We start from the raw sequence: 18,090 nt of genomic DNA on the forward strand, positions 1-18,090 counted from the left end.
AATTAACGAAAAGACATCAAACCCCGGGGCGTCACAACCCAGTCGGTTCTGCCCATGATGTGATCGTAAAGCGCAACAACGGAGATCGTATTTTTGAGTGCAGCGTAAAAGGGTAGGGCAAGACAGTAGAACAGGAAATGAGCTGGGGCAGCTCGCAGCATTCCGCTTCTGACCTTCAGGGCGATGAGAGTTTGGTAAGGGCCACTGAGCAAGGTCAGGATTGTTGTCAGCAAAACATAGGTTTGTATAGAGTCAGGCGTTGAGTTGCCGCTGAGCACTAGCCCAAACAACATGGGGAAGACTTGGAGGGCGGTCAGCTGAAAAATGACCCGGTAGCACAGCAAGCAAGTCCAATAAAGTTTTTGGCCCAGATTGAGCTTATCTGAGCGCCAAAGCGGCCACTGATACTTCAAACTGACTTCTCCCCAACCCTGATCCCAACGCTTACGTTGAGCCCACAAAGAACGCAGGTCAAGCGGAGCCAGTTCAGTGGAAATAATATTCCGGTCGTGAACAATGCGATAGCCCGCTAATAATGCCCGCAGAGTTGCATCGATATCCTCGGTCATCATTCCCGGCCTAAAGCGGATCTTGCGAAGGACCGAAGTGCGCCAATAGCCGTTGGAGCCACCGAAGATGGCCGTGTCAACTAGCAGAGACTTAGCCGGGTGGCTGATGCCATAGAGGCATTCAAACTCAACAGCAACCAAGCGGGTTAAAAGATTACAACGGTAATTACGAATGACATTACGCCCTTGCACTACGTCATAGTCGCCATCCCTCAACCAGTTCCAGGCTCTCTCCAAACAGTCAGCAATTGGACGGTGATCGGCATCTATGATGCAGGTCATCTCACCAGTTGCTATCTGCACGGCGGCGTTCAAGTTCTCAGCCTTGGAGCGGCTCCCTTCCACCAAAAGCAACCGAAGCTCCGGATGCAGGGCTGCCAAGCGATGCAAATCCGCCTCGACGGGTAATCGCGTTGGCGTGTTGTAGGCCAAAATAATCTCTAATCCCTGCTCTGGCCGCTCAAGGTTATTCAAAAGGTGCCTGAGCGTTCCCAGAATGACACCCTGCTCATTGGGCAGGTAGGCCACAACAATTACTGAGCAACGAGGAACTGAGCCATAGGACGCTGGCACAGTAGAGTCTGTATGCTGACTTCTGCCACCCGCCACCACACTGGAAGCGATCCTGGAGCTCGCGGTTGAGAGGGGTTGGAGGGACTGTTCAACCCGTGGGTGTCTACGCTTGGAACTCGGCCAGAAACCGGCAACTGTGGCTTCGGCGATGACTAAAATCGAGGTCAATAGATAAAGCGTAGGAATGATTAGATGCAGAGGGAGCAAAGGCTGCAGGTTGGAAAAAATGCAATAGTAGACAATCGTTGGCAAACCTAGGACGACAATCTGCGCGAACACAATCCTGTCTGCCATCGGACCAAAAATCACGACAGCCTTGCCCAGCAGTTGTTTTTTCATCACACCTTTAGTGGCTCTAACCCCTCACACAACCAGTCAGGACCTCATCGCTGAGCCCCTTTAGTATCAGCCAGCAGTCAACTGAGACCTTTGTCCGGATCAAGAACCTGCTAAGCTCCACTCAAATTGAACATAATCTGAGCAACTGTTCAATCGGTCCTAAAACAAGCAGTCTCTACATATCCCATCTTGCTTTCACAATCCCTGATGACTGATCGGCCTACACGTCCATCTGAGCTGACCTGCCTAGAGCGCTGGCTGTTGAACTCCTCTCTGCAAAGAAGTCATTAAGCACAAGCGCTAGCACCATGCATTCCGACTGCCCAACCGGGACGCTACGACCTTAAGCTAATCATTACCGGATTTTTGTCTATCTTACGATAGAAACGAATCACCTCCGTACCTATCTCTGGCTAGAGACTCTGAGTACAGATGGTAAACTTTTTGACGCAAATAAGACAAGTTCCTTTACATTGATTCTCTTAACATTGACAGAACTCAGCCTATGAGCATTAGGGGAGATACAGGCAGTGCCAACTGAAATTATCCTTCTGATCGGTGCACTTATCGTGGCCTTCCTAGTGTTCACTTGGCTGATCCGGGTGGTCAAAGTCACTATCGGTGCTGCGATCGGTGTTGCACTACTAATTCTGGTACTTCAGTTGCTGTTTGGCATTGGACCAGCCCAACTGTGGAGCTATCTCAACCAATGGACAGGGCAATGGCTGGGGCAACTGCCTGACCAACTGTGGCGCTGGTTCTCTGAAGATCGTTAGGATTCAGAATTCGCTAGGGCTAATAGCTCAGTGGCTTGCACCGGACGGGCTCTTGCGGTTTGGCAGTAGGTGTGCCCGAAGTCTGGGGTTCCTCACAGACCTGTTTTTGCAAAGCATTCTGCGCACTCGACAACGAGGTAACCCCCTGAGGGCTAACGGTTAATGGCTGCAATAGCCCACTCAACAAACTGATTCCACCCACCCAGGCTAGCAACCGCTCTAGTCGTCGCATCATGTCTCAAGGGCTACTACAAGTCCTAGACTCTAGAACTGTTTTTAGAACTTGAACAAAGGGTTGTTGCCCTGCCTCAAGCAAGGCTCCCACCCCCCAAAGCTCAGGCATCTCTGCCCCTAACGACTTGCTTGGCCAAAGCCGTATCAAAGAGAAGAACCACGAAGTTCTGCACCCCCTGGTTGGCCTGCCGGGGGGTTTTATTTGGCCTACTCGGGAGTTCATTAAGTAAAGTTAGAAAAGAACTCAAGGACCTTAGCAATGAAAGCAGCCGGTTGGCGGTTCGGAGAGCGTAAGCGCAAGCGCTCCGGCAAAGACCGCTCCCATCACAACTCCAGTGCTAACCAACGTCGTATCCAGAAGGCAACTCAAGCTCTACGTCGACAGCTCAAAGACGGCTCCGACAGCCCTGGGTCAAGTCACCCCAATCCAACCAGACCTAGTTCCCCCACCCAGCCGGTGGGGGTTCTTTTTGGCTCACTTAGCTAGCTATTTTTAGTCACCCAAAGTCAGCACCGCTGAGCACGACGGTTAAAGCAACTGTTAGAGAAGCTGAACTTTCAAGAGCGCCTTCCAATCAGCCATAATTGGTGCCGTCCACAGCCAGATATCCGGCAGACTATCTGGAGTTGCGTAGGTCTTGTCTGCCGCTAGAACCTGGTCTCGCTGCTCAATGGCTTGAGCGAGCTTAGCTTCGACAGCCGTGTCGGAGGTTTCATCGCGAGCACTGCGCATTAGAGTTAAGGCAACTCCAGCCCGAGCCAAAGTTGCAGCCTGACGCCCTTGTGCACTGTTGTCCTGCTCAGCCATTGCCAGAGCTTTCAACCAAGCATCATTAGCCAGCATCAGCTCACCGTTGCTGTAATGCGCAAAGCCGAGAGCATTCAAGTAGGTAGCCTGGCCAGGTTGTTGCTCAACTGCCTGTTGGAAATTTTGACGAGCGACACGAAGACCTGTGTTGCGGTAGTCACTAAAGCGTTGCTGGTAAGCCTGCATCGCTAGCCTGCCCCACAAATAATTGGCCTCGGCTGGGACTTTTGCTGTCTGAGGATTGGCTGGAATCTGGTTGAGCGCAGCTTCAGCCTCAGCTAACTTGCCCTGGTCCAGCAGCTGAGCAATCGCTCCACTATAAGTCGCTGTGGAATCACTGGTTGTAGCCGAATCGGTAATTGAGGGGGGCTCTCCTGCTTCTGGCTCCGGAGCTACGGGGGCCACATTCACTGGGATCTCAGGCATGAGCTGTTTGGCGGAGGGGCCATTGCCCTGGCTCGTTCCCCAAGTTGCTAACCCAAGCCCAGCAGCGACAGCCGCACCTGCAATCGCTAAGGTCAGGGAAAACCGATTCCTCGGCGCTAAAACAGCAGCACTAATACCACTCAGGGCTGGCGCTTCAGCTCCCAAGCCAGGTAGCCTCCAGCGAGACGACCGAGCCGATCCTGAAGAATGGGTCGGTTGAACTTCCGCTTCGCGATGGGGTCCCGAAGAGGGGCTAGTTTTCTGATGGCCGCCTGGCAAACTCTCTGGCAGTAATGGGGGAGCAGTCTTCGTTGCCTCACTGGCAGCTAGCGCAGGCGCAGGTATCTCCGGTCGCTCAGCTGTGGGCCAAGGTAATGGGATCGCCACAGTTGCCATAGTGCCGATAGGGGAGGGCAGTAGGTAGCCATCGAACTCTGGATGCATGTACAGCACCGGCAGTACCCAATAGGGCTGGCTAGAGCTGTAGCTCGACAATAAGCCTTGGCGGGCTCGTGCCAGGCTCAAATCGACACTGGCACCTTGCGTAAGGTTGCGATAGAACAAACGACTGAGCGTCAAGGCCACATCGTCAGGAATGCGCTCGGCCATCGCTAGCACCGCCGGAATCCCCCGCTTCACCAAAGCTTCTGCTAAAGTGCGCTCTTGCGAGGCAGGGGTATGGCTACCCCGACAGGAGTTGAAAACAGCCAGCCGAACCCCATTGTTAGCCAACAGACCAGCTAGATCATCACCGCTCAGAAACTCTGTTAGGCCAGTCTGACTGCTAACCAGACAGAGATTGCCACCATCAGAACCTAAATCACTATGACCGGCATAGTGGAGAACCTGGTAGTTGCCGTGCTCTAGCGCTCGGGTGAGATCAGCCCGACCTGGTTGACATAGAAGTGTAATTTCAATCTGGCTACTTAGCTCAAGGCGTAAGTGCTCGGCTTCCTGTTCAGTAGAAAGATCCGCCAGGTCATTAGGCGTCGCAACGACCATCAACACCCTCAATGGCTGCGGGGGGTGGCGGGCGGGACGAGCAATGCTGCTGAACGTGCCTTGATAGCGGGTAAAGGTCAGATCAGTGACCATGGTTAGCGCACGGTTGCCGTCGTGTAGGGCTTCCCAGGGCAAGCGGGGCAGTCCAGGTCCCTTCAGCCCCAACCGTAAACGCAGGCGAGGCAATAAATCCTCGGGCGCTCCTGCATACTGATGCTGAGCAATCCCCAGAGCAGCCAGCCAGCTGTCCCGCACACTGCCACTGAACAAGGCTTGGTACAGTTCGTGACCTAAACCGGTCAAACTACTCCCCCCCCCCTCAGCAGCACCTAAGGCGCCGAGTGAGGCAGGTGCTCTGCCGCGCAGCAATCCTAGGAGCGGATCGCCCATCAGCGCTTGCGCCTGAGTCAGCCAGTCTTCCACTGGCCATACTGCCAACTCTTCGGACAAAGGCACCCCTGGGGCAACTCGCTCTGTGCGAATCAGATAGCGGCTGTCGCCTACCGGCGTAACAGACAAATGAAATTCGTGCTGGATCACCGGCAGGCGGCTCAGGAAACTCTATCTCTTACTATTCTTACCCATGCCCCTCTAGCCAGGACCAAAGCTGTAACAAACCGATGTCACCAACCCGAAGCGACAGGAGCGGTAGGGCTAAGTTCCTCAAATCGGCTAACCGCTTTCCGGATGGACTAAGCGTCTACAGAAGTAAGGGATGGTAGATGCACCCTGATTCAAATCCCCTAGCGCCCTCGGGTTCTAGGGGATTTTTTTGCCTGTACTTCCTCCCACCCATCCCCTCTACCTCTGGGGAGACAAGCTGTGTCGGCATGCCGGCAGCAACCGCACAGTCACAAGTACAGTCTGAGTAAGCAATATCTGACGGTTTCAGTGGCGTTCTTGAGTTGCCTGTGTCTCTCAAGTATCGTGAGGACATAGCCCTCACCATAAGGGCTAGCTTAAGTCCTAGTCTGACCAGCTATTTGTGTTGACACAGTGGGCTCGCCTCATCTTTGCCACTCCTGGAGAGGGGCCACCCCTGTGGCTCCAGGTGCTGCTGCCAGCCTTGTGGCTACTGTTGGTATTTGGCCTTGCTGAGGCGCTTAACCGCCTTCAAAAGCCTGTTAGCAGCGAGCTAGCCCGCAAAACCGTCCACATTGGCGTGGGCAATGTGATCTTGTTGGCTTGGTGGTTAGAGGTGCCGACCTGGCTAGGGCTGGGGGCCGCGACGCTATTTGCAGGTTTGATGGGCCTATCCTACCGGCTGCCGATTCTACGCAGTATCAACGGCGTGGGGCGACAAAGCTTTGGCACTCTGTTCTATGCCCTGAGCATTGGCACTTTGATCCTGGCCTTCTGGCCAGCAGGACTGCCACAGTACGCAGCGCTAGGGATCCTAGTCATGGCTTGGGGCGATGGTTTAGCAGCGCTGGTAGGGCAGCGCTGGGGTAAGCATGTTTACAAGATTGGCGGCATGACCAAGACCCTAGAGGGCTCTCTAACCATGGTCCTTGCTAGCTATACGGTTACAGCTATCGTTTTAGCTTTAGCCCAAGGACCAAGTCTCGCGACCCTACTCTTAATCCCGCTGCCAGTAGCACTTTTAGCCGCAGCCTTAGAGATGTTTTCAATCAAGGGCATTGACAATCTCAGCGTTCCCTTGGGTAGTGCTCTAGTGGCCTGGGGGTTGACAGTTGCTTTGGGAATTTAGAGGAACGCTCCAGAACAACATAGACAGGAGAGCATGAGGCTCCCCTGTCTATGTTATCTCTGGCGATCTAGACGATTTGGCCTCTAGCCTTCCCCTTCGCGGCGGGGTCGATCAGAGCGCTTGATCGGTTTAGTTACTGGACCGGAGCGCTGTGGGTTAACTGCTGGTCTGACCACATTGTCGCGTCGTAATCCCCCACCACCTTCTCCGCGTCCGACGCCAGCACTGCGACGAGGAGGACCACCCCGGCTTGGACCGATTTCTCCCCGCTTCTTGCGAGGGGGCATGGGGGCTATCGATTGACCATCCTGAATCATCAGTTGCTCACCGTCGCGCTGAACCTCTAAGCTCCAGAAGTAGCCGACCCCTTTGCTGGGCAGAAAGCCAGCCAAGCGCAATTTGAAGGATTTTGGTTTTTCCTTGGCGCCCTTACGAGGAGCTTGACGGATTTTGACGATGACATAACCCCGGTCCTGAGACTGGAAGATTACCTCACCGCGTACCGAGAAATAACCATCTTCAATACCTGGGTCAAGAGGCTCTTCAGCTTTACCAAGTTCTACAGGCTCCCAGACGCCGAGAATTTGAGCGTGTAGCTGGTGAGTTTTGTCTCGGGTACGCGGGTAAACCACCCACAGATACTCCCGATCTAGCTCCAGATGATTCTTCACTAGACTCATCACCCGGCCTAGAAGCACAGCGTTGATCACAGTGCCATCAGCAGCAATGAGGTCACCTCGAGTAAATTGCTCACTAGAGGCAACATAGCGCCCCCGAATTACCCCGATTGCCCGATACTGAGTGGGCTCACTGGGTGGGGGAATCGGCTGGTTACGTTGCAATCCTTCTAGTTCTTCCTCTGGGGGAGCATCCGGCTCAGTCTGACTACTAGCAGATGGAGCTGGGGCAGGCTCCGGGTCAGCAGTAGGAACAACAGAGGGGCGGATCGGACGGGCTAGGGGTGGGCGGGGCGAGAGGCCCGATGAGCTGCTATCAGACGTTCCCCCAGCTTGCTCCCCCTCACTTAGCGGCTGCTCAGGGGATACCCGATCCTGGGTGTCAGTGTTGGGTCGCACTGGGCGAGTCTCTGGTGGGCGAGGTGGACGTGGAACACGGGAGTCAGGAGAGGTTTGGCTCATGGGCTTGTGTCAAGGCTGGGTACAGGCCGATTGCACTGAGTTTATGGTACTGGCCTTCTCTGACGAAGACCGGTCGCCTAGGGGCGCTTGGTGACCAGGGAACTACTGAGGTCGTGGGTTCCTTGCATCGAGCAGGCAAGCAAATCCTTCCTGCAGCTAAATCCTTCAACTTTATCCCTGTCCCCGAGAGGAAGTCCGGTAATTGTTTCAACTGTTTGTGTGATGACGGGTCGGAGGCTTGGACCTGCTCAGAACTCAGAGCTAATCAGAACTAAGATATCCAGGCGTTAATCCTGCCCGCAATCATTATGGCTGGCCCAAGACGGGCGAGAGCATTGTGCAGAAGCAGCCCTGAACCGATGTGTTCCATAATGGCACCAGAGTTCAAGGGGATTGGTGTGGCTCAGAAACGCAGACGCTGGCTGGTGATTGGTTTTGTGCTCATCAGCATGGTATCCCTTCTCGGTTTTTCTGTAGCCCCCTTCTTACCCAACCTGTTTGACCAGTCAGCTAGTGTCGCCAGTACGCCTCAAAACACGCCTGCCGATCTTCAGGCTGACCTTAAAGCTCAAGAGCGAGGCTATGAATTGGTCATTCAACGAGAGCCTGACAACCGAACAGCTCTTGAGGGATTAGTTCGCACCCGAGCGCAATTGGGCAACTTTCAGGGCTTGGTGGAGCCCCTACAGCAGCTCGTCAAACTGAGTCCTCAGGAGCCAGGTTACGCAGTCTTACTCGCTCAGGCTCAGTTGCGCTTAGGAGACCAGGAAGCAGCTGCCAGCACCTATCGGGACGTTCTAACCCGTTCGCCTGGTGAGCCAGATGCTCTCAACGGGTTAGTGGGTTTACTGCTGCAGCAAAACAAGCCAGAAGCTGCTGTTGGTCTGCTTCAAGACACCCTCAAGGTCGCCAATCAGCAGACAACACCGGCCGTACCCCCTCCTCCTGGGCAGGCCCCACTCCAACCACAGCCAATTAACAAAGCAGATGTGCAATGGCTGTTAGGCAACGTCTACGCAGCCCAGCAGCGATATCCTGAAGCCTTGCAAGTGTACGACCAGATTTTGAACCGAGATAAAAATGATTTCCGGCCTCTAGTGGGCAAGGCACTGGTTCTGCGTGAGCAGGGTAAGGCTGCAGAATCGCAGGCACTATTTGATTCTGCAGTTGCCTTAGCACCAGCAGCGGCGAAAGATCAGATCAAGCAACTGGCCACTCCGCCTGCTGCACCGCCTGCAACTCCTGCCCCTTCTACTACTCCGCCTGCTGCCGCGCCGCAGTCTCCTGCCGCTATGCCGCCTGCCGCGACATCCCCTGCCACCACGCCTTGAGCTGCTGTCCATGCTGCTACGGCTAGAGCAGGTTGGTCGTCAGGTCCGTGATGGAGCTACGGGTAATTCAGTCTGGTTACTGCGTGATCTCAGTTTTGGCCTCCAAGCTGGCGAATGCCTGAGCATTGTTGGTCCTTCAGGATCGGGTAAAACCTCCCTACTGCGGCTGCTGATGCGTCTGGAGGATCCTACACATGGTCAGATTTTTCTAGAAGACAAACCCTTAACAGATTGGCCAGTACAAACGGTACGACAAAGGCTCAGCTTGGTTTTCCAGGAGGGACGTTTGTTCACAGGCAGTGTGCGTGACAACTTGCTCTACGGTTTGCAGCTGCGGGGCTGGAGCGGCGCTAAGTTGGATCTCCAGCTCAACGAAAGTGCGGCCTTAGCGGGTATTCCGGCAGAATGGCTAGAGCGCCCAGTTGAGCAGCTTTCCAGAGGTCAACAGCAGCAGGTGGCAATAGCACGAGCCTTATGCGTTGAGCCTGAAATTCTGCTCTTGGATGAACCAACAGCCAACCTGGACACGGCTAAAGCGGTTCAGCTGATAGATGCTCTAGTTGGTTTAAGCTTGCGCCATACGATGACAGTCGTGCTCACAACTCACCAGCGAGAGTGGGTAAGCCGCCTGGATGGGCGAGCACTGGCATTGCAGGCAGGTCAATTGGTTTGGCAGGGTCCTGCAGTTGATCTGCCATCTAACCTGTGAGCCGTCTCTCTGGCATACAAGTTGGATGGCTCAGCACTGCACTGCTCTAAACTCCATAAAGTGAAAAAGTAAACCTTTGTCTGTAACAGCCCTAACGTGGAAGCCATAAACCCAAGCTGGACCGATCTGAGTCGCAGTCTGGCGCTAATCGGCGTGGTCATCGGTTTATCAATCTGGCAGCAGCTAGGAGTCACGCGAGATTTACTAGTGGCGACCCTGCGCACAGTAATTCAGCTGGTCTTAGTTGGCTTCATTCTGAAGTCAGTGTTTGCCATCGATAACCCTTGGGCAGAACTAGGCATCCTGCTGCTAATGGGTTCTATTGCTGCTTTGGAAGCTCGCAATCGATTGAAGCAGCCTGTAGCGCAAGCGCTGCCCATTCTTACAGGTTCAATTTTCCTGGCCTCTGGTCTGACTCTGGTCTACGTAACCCAGGTCGTCATTCAACCAGTTATCTGGTACGACCCTCATTACGTGATTCCATTAGCAGGAATGATCCTAGGCAATGCCATGAATGCAGCAGCTTTAGCAGCAGAGCGTTTGCAGGCAACCATCCGGAGCCAGCGTAGTGAGATTGAAGCGCGATTAGTTCTCGGGGCAAGCCCAAGTCAAGTTTGTGCTCCATACATCCGAACTGCTTTAAAGACAGGGCTAATCCCTACAATTAACTCCATGATGGTAGTAGGCTTGGTGAGTTTACCTGGAACAATGACTGGGCAGATCCTAGCAGGAGCTGATCCTGCTGTTGCTGTAAAGTATCAGCTCGTAATCATAATCATGCTGGCTTTTACTAATGCAACAACAGCGCTACTGGTCGCGTTGCTCCTAGCTAAACGCTTCTTCAATTCGGCTTGGCAGCTACAGTGCACGGAGCAAATTTAACCTACCTAGTAGTAGTCGAGCCCAGATTCTCGTTTCACAAAAAATCTCAATCTCAGCAGTTTTTCCTAACTGCCTTCTGTATATTCACTCTATAAACAAAATAGATTTGCGGTTAACAAAAGCATCCTACTGCGCTCAGCATAGTTCAAGCTGGCTACTACGCATCTGTTTTTAAGCTGCACAAATTAATTAGCCTATAATTTTTAGCAAGAGCAAATCAGTTGTTTTACTGATATTTTTTCTAGGTCTCCTTGCAAAAGTTGCGTACCCCTACGGAAGAAGCTTAGTTCAAGCAACTGTTATTACATAGAGAAAGTGTATTAAACTCAGCCGATGGAGAGGAATCCAACTCTCTAACTTGTGAGTTCTCAGAACATCTTTATCTGTATTTACCTGCCCCCTAAACTCATTTGTTCTCTTAGTGAGCAAACTGGGTACTTCTAAATCTGCATCCGTTCACGCTGTCAGGAGAAAGCCCCATGCCCCGTCGAGCACCTAGAAAAGGAAACTTTCACCGGTTGCCTTCTTTTCAAAAGATGGCTGTGCGGGCTTTTAAATCTATAAAGCGGCGTGTAGAAACCTGGTTTCCCCACCAGCGTGGGCGATCCACTTTTCCAACCTTCCCCTGGCAATCTCGCTTTAGCCAAACTGTACGAGTAACCCCAGAAACTCGTAGACGCCGCAGTTCTAACCCATTACAGTGGGTCTTGCAGAATTTTGTGAACGGTCGAGGCTTACGCAATACAACTGCTGGCTTCGTCCTGCCCACAACCATTTTAACAGTTCTGCTTTTGGTTCTAGTGTCTAGCACGCTAGTATTTCGAGCTTATACCCGCACCTCTCAAGTCATTGGCGATCGACAAGACGCCATCATTTACAATGCTGCTGCCCCCGCAGTTGATCGAGCTAGAGCTAAAGTAGAATACTTATTCACGAAAGATGACCGCCTCCCAGGTGGTGTGCCGGCAGAAGCAGTATTAAAGAGCATTCTGCTCAATGATGGCACTAACGCAAACAGCGTTGATGCTGACCTCAATACTGCTGGCGTCCAAAACCGCTACACCTTAGCTGATGAGACACCTTTAGACTTGAATGGAGATAACCAGGCGGATCCAGCCTGGACTTATACCTCTAATGGTAAAACAGTTGCTTATTCTGTCATCCTAAACACGCCGATTCAGGATTCAACTGCCTCTGGCTACAGTGCAGCTCTCGATCTCAAAAATCTGAGCGATACATCTATCCAGCAACGGGCCAACAATCTTCTGGTCCGTAATGGCCCATTGCGAGTACTTCAAGGTACCACTCGCAACTGTGCAACAGCACAAGGTAACAATAGTGCCTTCGCTGGGGAGAAGGGCTGGTTTAGTGACCCGAGTGGCAACACATCTTATCTCTACAAAGCTGTACAGATCAACGCTGTAGTTACAAGTAATAACCCTGATGGGACGATCAATCCCTACAAAGCAGTTGCGACTTTAGAGCTTGAGCAGGATAGGCGTGTAGACCGAGGCAACAAATGGGCAGTTTGGTTTCGTAATGATCTAGAGATTTTTCCTGGGCCCACCTTCAATATGAACGGGGCCGTGCATACTGAAGGCAACATGTTTGTTTCTGGAGGCAAGTTTACCTCTTATTTAATCAGCTCACCAAACTCCTGCTTATATAACAAAGATTCTTCAGAAGTTTCAGTCACTGAAATCTCAGCCGATACTTCGGGTTATCAAGGTTTCCAGGGCCAAGTTGCATCTGGATCAATGGGAGATAATGATTTCGATAGTAGTGGTGGTGCAACCTTCCACCGTCAAATTTCTAATCCTGGCAGTAGTGGTATTACTCTGAAGTCAAGTAATGATTCAGTTAGTCCTCCTAGCGGAACTGTATTCGGCAATCTTGCTCTCGACCCAATAACGCTGTTCACCGAGAATAAATCGCAGTCTCGACAAGCGGCAGATCCAAGCAATAAAAACCTGAGAGCCAGTACCTGGAGTTCTAATTCAGTTGTTACTGATCAGCGTATTCTTAACCAACGGCAACCTGCCCCCTATGTAGACGATACCTATCGTGCAGATGATCGGTTTGGGCCTAAACCACCCCCTTTAGGAAGCAAGGTTGGTGAGCAGATTGCCAGCACTAATACGGATCTAGTGCGTAATACCCCTCCAACCAATGAACCTGAAAACCTGGGAGCTGATGGATATTGGGAACGACGAGCTAGGGTAGATGGCTTACGACTGATCGTAGGTCAAAGGTTAGAGTTAGGTAATACCTTTGGTTGGACTAACAGTGATCCGCTTTACCCACCTAATATTCCAATCACAGCAATAACAACGAATTCCATTACTAACGAAGCACGTCAGCAAAGAACACTTCGAGACAATTTAGCTGCGGTGCAAAGCACTGTTGTTTATCATAAGGCAATCAGTCAGGATGCTCCTATAGCCTGCCTAGCAACCACAGTACATCCTGGAACAGCGACTACCCTTGCCAACAGTACAACTTTTAATAATTTTGAGTCGACAACAAACCTCGCCACCAATTTCTTGACTGGGAATGGAACCAATGGCTGGGAGTTTAACGCATCAGACTTCTCATCAATTAACGATTCCAGCAGTTCTATTCGTAAAGCGCTCAAGAATCTCGCTTTGATGGCTGGCGATCCTTACGGTGCTTTCCCTGCAAGACAAGACACAGCATTAAGTCCAGCCGTCTCGGCAGTAGGCCCAGTTGTACATCCATACTCCAATCTGAGTATGTGGGGGGACTTCTCCAATCTGCGACGAGTGATTGAGGGGAAGCTAGAGGCCACAACGCCAGTCTCTTATGCAGACCTCAGCATTGCAGATAAATCAACTCTGGATACAGCTGGTTGCACTTTAGGGATGCTAGCCTACAACTTCAAGGGACTAAATGACTCGTACAACGCCATACTAGCTGAAATGGAGAGTAATCCTGCGAATGCCTTAGGTGGAAAACTATTCCAGCTAATGGATGGCATCGCTAATACAGGTAATGAGGAAAAAGGAACCAACTTTCAAGGTCTCTGCGACTCTGGTCCCAACGCTGCCAACCCCTGTCCTGTCACTTATGACCCCAACTGGTATTCACAGTTCAAATCGGATGATTGGATCAAGGCGCTGTTAAATACTTCAGGATTAGGAAGTGCTGACGCCAAAGCTCAAATAGTTCGCCAATTCCAGATCATTAGTGAGGAGCTACAAATAGAGCGAGACCGCACCCTTGGTTTTGCAACAGGTGTTGGTCTTCCAGGCACAAGCCCTGGATATGATCAGGCTAATGCTACCTATACAGTTCAGGGCACTCTTAACGCTAGGGTCGGACCAGGCACTAAGTTTAGAGTTGCGTGTGATCCTAAGCGATTCGCTCCTCTTGGATCAAACTCAGAGCAATCTAACTTGGGCATGGCAATGGCCTTCTGCTCTGTATCACAAAAGCCTAAGTATCCCTCCCTCTATTATCTCTTTCCAGCTGTTGATCACAACCATGTCGGCAGTGGCTCAGGAACAGTGAGCCAAACGTCTAGTGGTGATAAATATGCCACCGACTTATACATCACGAATGCTGCTATCAATGGCGCTAAAACCTATCAAACTTTTAGCCCTTCAGATATCCAGGTTCTACCAAAAGCCCACTCTGCTTGGTCACTCGGCTCTAGTACAACTGTTACAGGCAAACCAAACGTAATCAAGGTTTTAACGAGTGGTACGGTGGTACCGATAGCCGTTCCTTTTCTAGACAAGGCTTTTTTCAATAGTCGAGAGATGATGAATGTTAGGGTATTAGACCTCGACTTAGATCTGTTGAGAAGCACTGCTATCGGCACCAACGAAACTATTCTGCCTGCTGGTGGGATTGTCTATGCGTTCCGTGAGGATGCAGCAAGGGAAGATGCTATCAGTAGACCAGCATCAGGGGATTGGGCTACTTGCAGAGCTGATCTAACAGCTATCAATTGCCACATGAAGCCTAGCGTGGTTTCTCCTCAAGATCCTCCTGTGGACCCAAGTAACCTTGTGAGTCCGAAACCCGTTGACTATTACGCAGAACCAGATCGCCGCCCTTATGGTTTTCGGCTTAGAAACGGCCTTCAGTTGAAGCGTGGAGGGACTGTCGCCAACCAGAACAATATTAATGGTTTGTCACTCATCACCGACAGCTCTGTCTATATACAGGGAAACTTCAATCCTCATAGCACAGACGGTAGCGTAACCACCAGCAATTTACTTGAGGAGTTTACAACTAAGGTTTCAGATAGCTGGGACAACTTCTATAGCCGCTCAGCCCTGGAATCTAGATTCGCTAAACCATTCACCGCTACAGGTACAGACTCAGACACTTGGCGCCCTGTAGAAATTCTGGCTGACGCTGTAACTATTCTCTCAGATAGCTTCTGTGATGGAAGTATCCAGGACAGTTTCGTCTTCAACAATGGTGGGACTAACAATAACCCATTAGCAATTGATGACAACGCCAAAAATGACACTGTTGACCGCTCAATATATGGATGTGGTTCTGGCAACGGTTTAACTTCTTATCTCAATCAGAACCGGGTTGGAGATAACGTTTCCTCCGCAACAAGCTGGCGCCGAGAGAACCCAGAGGATAACTCTACAAGTCCCACATCGCCTGTTTTAGTCAATAGCAATGGTGCTCCTGTCCTGTCATCAGGCACTCCTTACCCTGGCTCATATTACAGTTTTAATGACGGAAAAGCAGTACAAGGGGCAACTGATACTCGGGTTAATGCAGTCATTATCAGTGGCATTGTACCTTCTCGGGCAGGGCAGACTTATGGGGGTCTTCATAACTTTCCTCGCTTTATTGAAGACTGGACTGGTGATGATCTCTACTTGTCTGGAGCCTTGCTGCAACTTAACTTTAGTACCTCAGCTACAGGTCCTTATGACCAAGACAGTTGGGAACCTCCTACTGGAGCTGATGCATTCAACGAGCGCATCAAATATTACAGCCCACCAAACCGAAAGTGGGGCTATGACGTCGGACTACAGCTTGCACCGGCTGGGCCTGTTTCTAAGCGATTTACGACCCCAGGCAATTCTCGCAGCGAGTTCTATCATGAACCCTCAGCTGATGATCCTTACATCAAAAAGCTGCTCTGTGGAGATAGGGATTTATCATCCAATGTAAACCGTGTAGATCCCACCGCAAACTGCTCCTAGCCTCTTGAAACAGAAATCGAATGGTACTTAGCAGAATGCAAACAACTTATCGTTTACGTACTTGCATAGTCTTCATAGCCTTGAAAGGACTTAAGCAAACTAGTCAGGCGGATAAGGGCCTGACTCTTCTAGAATGCTTGGCAGCAGTTGCTGTAACGTTACTGGCAACTGCCACGATTACTCCTCAAGTTTTTCTGGTTAATGCAACTCGTGTTCAGAATCAAAGAGCCGAACAAGCAGTCGCGTTGGCTCAGGCGGAAATGGAGCGAGCCAAGGTGAGAGTTGAGCAGGGAGATTACACTGGCGCAGAACTTCCTCCCGTAGCCTTCACTACTACAACAACCTGTACTGGCAGCAGTGGTACAAAAATCGAATCCGCAGCAGCGCCCAACACCACTGTTGCCAGTGCTAGTGCAGTAACTAGCTTTCGGCAAGCTTACCTTGTGGATATAAATCGGGACAGCCAACCGGACTATTTCGTTCAAACTTTTCGAGATAGTGGTCAAGTAGCAGGCATCAACAGTCAACCTGTTACTTTCCGTATGGGCGTCAGAGTATATACAGCATCAGCATCAAGCAACTTAAACAGTCTCAGCACTGAGCCTGCGTCCTTAAAATTTACTACTGGTCAGGGTACTCAAAGCAATCGTCCTCTGGCTGTAGGATACTCAGTCCTCACTCGTAATGACACTAAAATGTCCTTAGATAGATACCAGCAGTACATCACATGTAATCCAGTCCCAGAGAAGTAATTTCAGGCTACTGCATCAAGAACCTAAAAACCGAGTTAAAAGGCAATGTCTACACAGTTGTTTAAGCCTCTGTTCCGGATGTTTCGGACATCCCCTGAAAGATCTAAAAAAGCTGGTTTTACACTTGTTGAGTTGTTGGTGTCTGCTGTCATTGCCAGCATAGTTGTCTCCAGCTTATTGTATATAGTCAATGAGCTTTTACAAACTAATCAGCGCGATTTCGCCAAAACACAAACCCAGCAGGACATGAAAATGGCACTGGACTATATTGGTTCAGATGTCAAAGAAGCTATCTACCTGTACCCGCCCAATTGCTTGACAACAACAGGAGTAAACACCTCTAACTCAGCTTCACTTGATTTTTGTCCTGGCCTATTAAATCATATTGCTTTGCCTCCTGGCAGTGTTCCAGTTATAGCTTTTTGGAAGCCAGAACCTCTACCATCTCAATGCCAGAGTTCAGGGGTCACAATTTGCAATAACTACAAAATCGTAGGCCGTTCTTATAGTCTAATTCTTTATGCCCTGATGCCGAATCAGACAAATAGTATTTGGAAAGGGAAAGCACGTATTCTCCGGTATACACTAAACGCATTCGCAACAAGTAATAATACATTGGTTTCAGCCGCTGGATATGTTGCGCCACTTCAGCAGGAAAGTACCTTCAGAAAATGGCCATACGAAAAGACTACGAACAATACATGGACCAACCAGCAGAACGGGACGCTTCCAGGAAGTGGCAATACCCCTACATTGGTAGATTTTATTGATAACGAACAAAACTCTAGCAAGCGACCAGCTCCTAGTTGTCCTGTTGGTTATGAGCTAACACCTACCAATGCGGCCACTGTAACCAGAAGCTTTTATGGCTGTATTCGAGCACAATCGGATTTATCGAAAAATTTTAACCAGGACGTTCTAGTCTTTCTTAGAGGCAACGCTAATGGCAGACCAGGAGTAGTTGGCGACAATATAATTCCTACAATGCAAACTCAGATTCTCAGCCGTGCCATTCTAGATAAAACACCTAGTCCTGATCCCTAAGATGCATCCTAAGCACAAGTCTAAATATAGAGCAGTTCCATGAGAAGAAAGACTTTTCCAACGCCATCAACGGCTGGATTCACAATGTTGGAAACGCTAGTTATAGTTGCTGTTACTGGTATCTTGTTCGCAATTTCCGCCCCTGGATGGACTTCTATGGTCCAACGCCAGCAAGCGAGTGCTGCGAAAGCTCAAGTTTTGCAGACCCTACGTCAAGCTCAGAGTACTGCCAGGCAGAAGCGAGCCAGCCAAATCGTTAAATTTGATACTACCTCAGATCCCCCACAGCTTAGTATCGGCAACACATTCTATAGCTTAGGGCAAGGAAATATTAAACCGGGGGCGGTACGCCTTGCAGCTAGCTCCCCTTCAATTATCTTTGACTCTTTAGGGAACGTACCGCAGTCTACACCTATCCCCTATTATGTAACAGTTTCTGTGCCAAACAGCAGCAATTCAAAACAATGTGTTGCCATCCAGTCATTAATCGGCGCAATTACGGAGCTTAATGGCAACGCCTGTCCTTGAATATTAGCAAGTGCGATTTTTGGGGTTTAATAGCGACAACGGTAAAACGGATCGAAATTGAAACTC

Annotated in this window: 14 protein-coding genes; 10 read left to right on the forward strand and 4 right to left on the reverse strand. The window is 50.6% G+C overall.

Annotated features, from left to right (window positions below; all coding sequences use genetic code 11):
* Positions 1-2: 2 nt before the first annotated feature.
* Positions 3-1,481 (reverse strand): glycosyltransferase family 2 protein, encoded by a 1,479-nt coding sequence (locus H6F94_RS08065; RefSeq protein ID WP_242041044.1) that lies wholly within the window; start codon positions 1,479-1,481, stop codon positions 3-5.
* Positions 1,482-2,011: 530 nt separating this feature from the next.
* Between H6F94_RS08065 and H6F94_RS08070 the strand changes: the two genes are divergently transcribed.
* On the forward strand, positions 2,012-2,257 hold the full coding sequence (locus tag H6F94_RS08070) for a hypothetical protein (protein WP_190801836.1): 246 nt from the start codon (positions 2,012-2,014) through the stop codon (positions 2,255-2,257).
* 19 nt (positions 2,258-2,276) lie between these two features.
* On the opposite strand, the gene H6F94_RS08075 is transcribed toward H6F94_RS08070, so the two are convergent.
* The gene (locus H6F94_RS08075; RefSeq protein ID WP_190801696.1) at positions 2,277-2,492 is read right to left on the reverse strand and encodes a hypothetical protein; all 216 of its coding nucleotides are present in this window, start codon (positions 2,490-2,492) and stop codon (positions 2,277-2,279) included.
* 258 nt (positions 2,493-2,750) lie between these two features.
* Between H6F94_RS08075 and H6F94_RS08080 the strand changes: the two genes are divergently transcribed.
* The gene (locus H6F94_RS08080) at positions 2,751-2,978 is read left to right on the forward strand and encodes a hypothetical protein (protein WP_190801697.1); all 228 of its coding nucleotides are present in this window, start codon (positions 2,751-2,753) and stop codon (positions 2,976-2,978) included.
* A 54-nt stretch (positions 2,979-3,032) separates the two neighbouring features.
* Here H6F94_RS08080 and H6F94_RS08085 read toward each other — a convergent pair whose 3' ends face one another.
* Positions 3,033-5,267, reverse strand: coding sequence for a CHAT domain-containing protein (locus H6F94_RS08085; protein WP_199320266.1), 2,235 nt, complete (start codon positions 5,265-5,267; stop codon positions 3,033-3,035).
* Positions 5,268-5,712: 445 nt separating this feature from the next.
* Here H6F94_RS08085 and H6F94_RS08090 point away from each other — a divergent pair, with 445 nt between their 5' ends.
* Complete coding sequence (locus tag H6F94_RS08090; protein ID WP_313949245.1) at positions 5,713-6,438, forward strand: diacylglycerol/polyprenol kinase family protein; 726 nt, start codon at positions 5,713-5,715, stop codon at positions 6,436-6,438.
* 83 nt (positions 6,439-6,521) lie between these two features.
* Here H6F94_RS08090 and patR read toward each other — a convergent pair whose 3' ends face one another.
* A complete protein-coding gene (patR, locus tag H6F94_RS08095; protein ID WP_190801698.1) occupies positions 6,522-7,577 on the reverse strand; it encodes a heterocyst master regulator PatR in 1,056 nt (351 codons plus the stop codon).
* A 371-nt stretch (positions 7,578-7,948) separates the two neighbouring features.
* Here patR and H6F94_RS08100 point away from each other — a divergent pair, with 371 nt between their 5' ends.
* The 7 genes from H6F94_RS08100 to H6F94_RS08130 all read left to right on the forward strand — a co-directional run bounded on the left by H6F94_RS08100 (position 7,949) and on the right by H6F94_RS08130 (position 18,024).
* On the forward strand, positions 7,949-8,908 hold the full coding sequence (locus H6F94_RS08100; RefSeq protein WP_199320267.1) for a tetratricopeptide repeat protein: 960 nt from the start codon (positions 7,949-7,951) through the stop codon (positions 8,906-8,908).
* Between the two features lie 10 nt (positions 8,909-8,918).
* The gene (locus H6F94_RS08105; RefSeq protein ID WP_190801699.1) at positions 8,919-9,617 is read left to right on the forward strand and encodes an ABC transporter ATP-binding protein; all 699 of its coding nucleotides are present in this window, start codon (positions 8,919-8,921) and stop codon (positions 9,615-9,617) included.
* 96 nt (positions 9,618-9,713) lie between these two features.
* Complete coding sequence (locus tag H6F94_RS08110) at positions 9,714-10,499, forward strand: ABC transporter permease (protein ID WP_190801700.1); 786 nt, start codon at positions 9,714-9,716, stop codon at positions 10,497-10,499.
* Positions 10,500-10,978: 479 nt separating this feature from the next.
* Positions 10,979-15,700 carry a hormogonium polysaccharide biosynthesis protein HpsA gene (hpsA, locus tag H6F94_RS08115; protein WP_190801701.1) on the forward strand — a complete coding sequence of 1,574 codons (4,722 nt, stop codon included), beginning with the start codon at positions 10,979-10,981 and terminating at the stop codon, positions 15,698-15,700.
* Positions 15,701-15,780: 80 nt separating this feature from the next.
* Entirely contained in the window at positions 15,781-16,452 is a 672-nt protein-coding gene (locus H6F94_RS08120) for a hypothetical protein (RefSeq protein WP_190801702.1), read from the forward strand.
* A gap of 45 nt (positions 16,453-16,497) precedes the next feature.
* A complete protein-coding gene (locus H6F94_RS08125; RefSeq protein ID WP_190801703.1) occupies positions 16,498-17,496 on the forward strand; it encodes a prepilin-type N-terminal cleavage/methylation domain-containing protein in 999 nt (332 codons plus the stop codon).
* 156 nt (positions 17,497-17,652) lie between these two features.
* Positions 17,653-18,024, forward strand: a complete 372-nt coding sequence (locus H6F94_RS08130) for a hypothetical protein (protein ID WP_190801704.1) — start codon at positions 17,653-17,655, stop codon at positions 18,022-18,024.
* The last annotated feature ends 66 nt before the right edge of the window (positions 18,025-18,090 follow it).

Origin of the sequence: Leptolyngbya sp. FACHB-261 (genome assembly GCF_014696065.1) — a bacterium.
Lineage (GTDB): Bacteria > Cyanobacteriota > Cyanobacteriia > FACHB-261 > FACHB-261 > FACHB-261.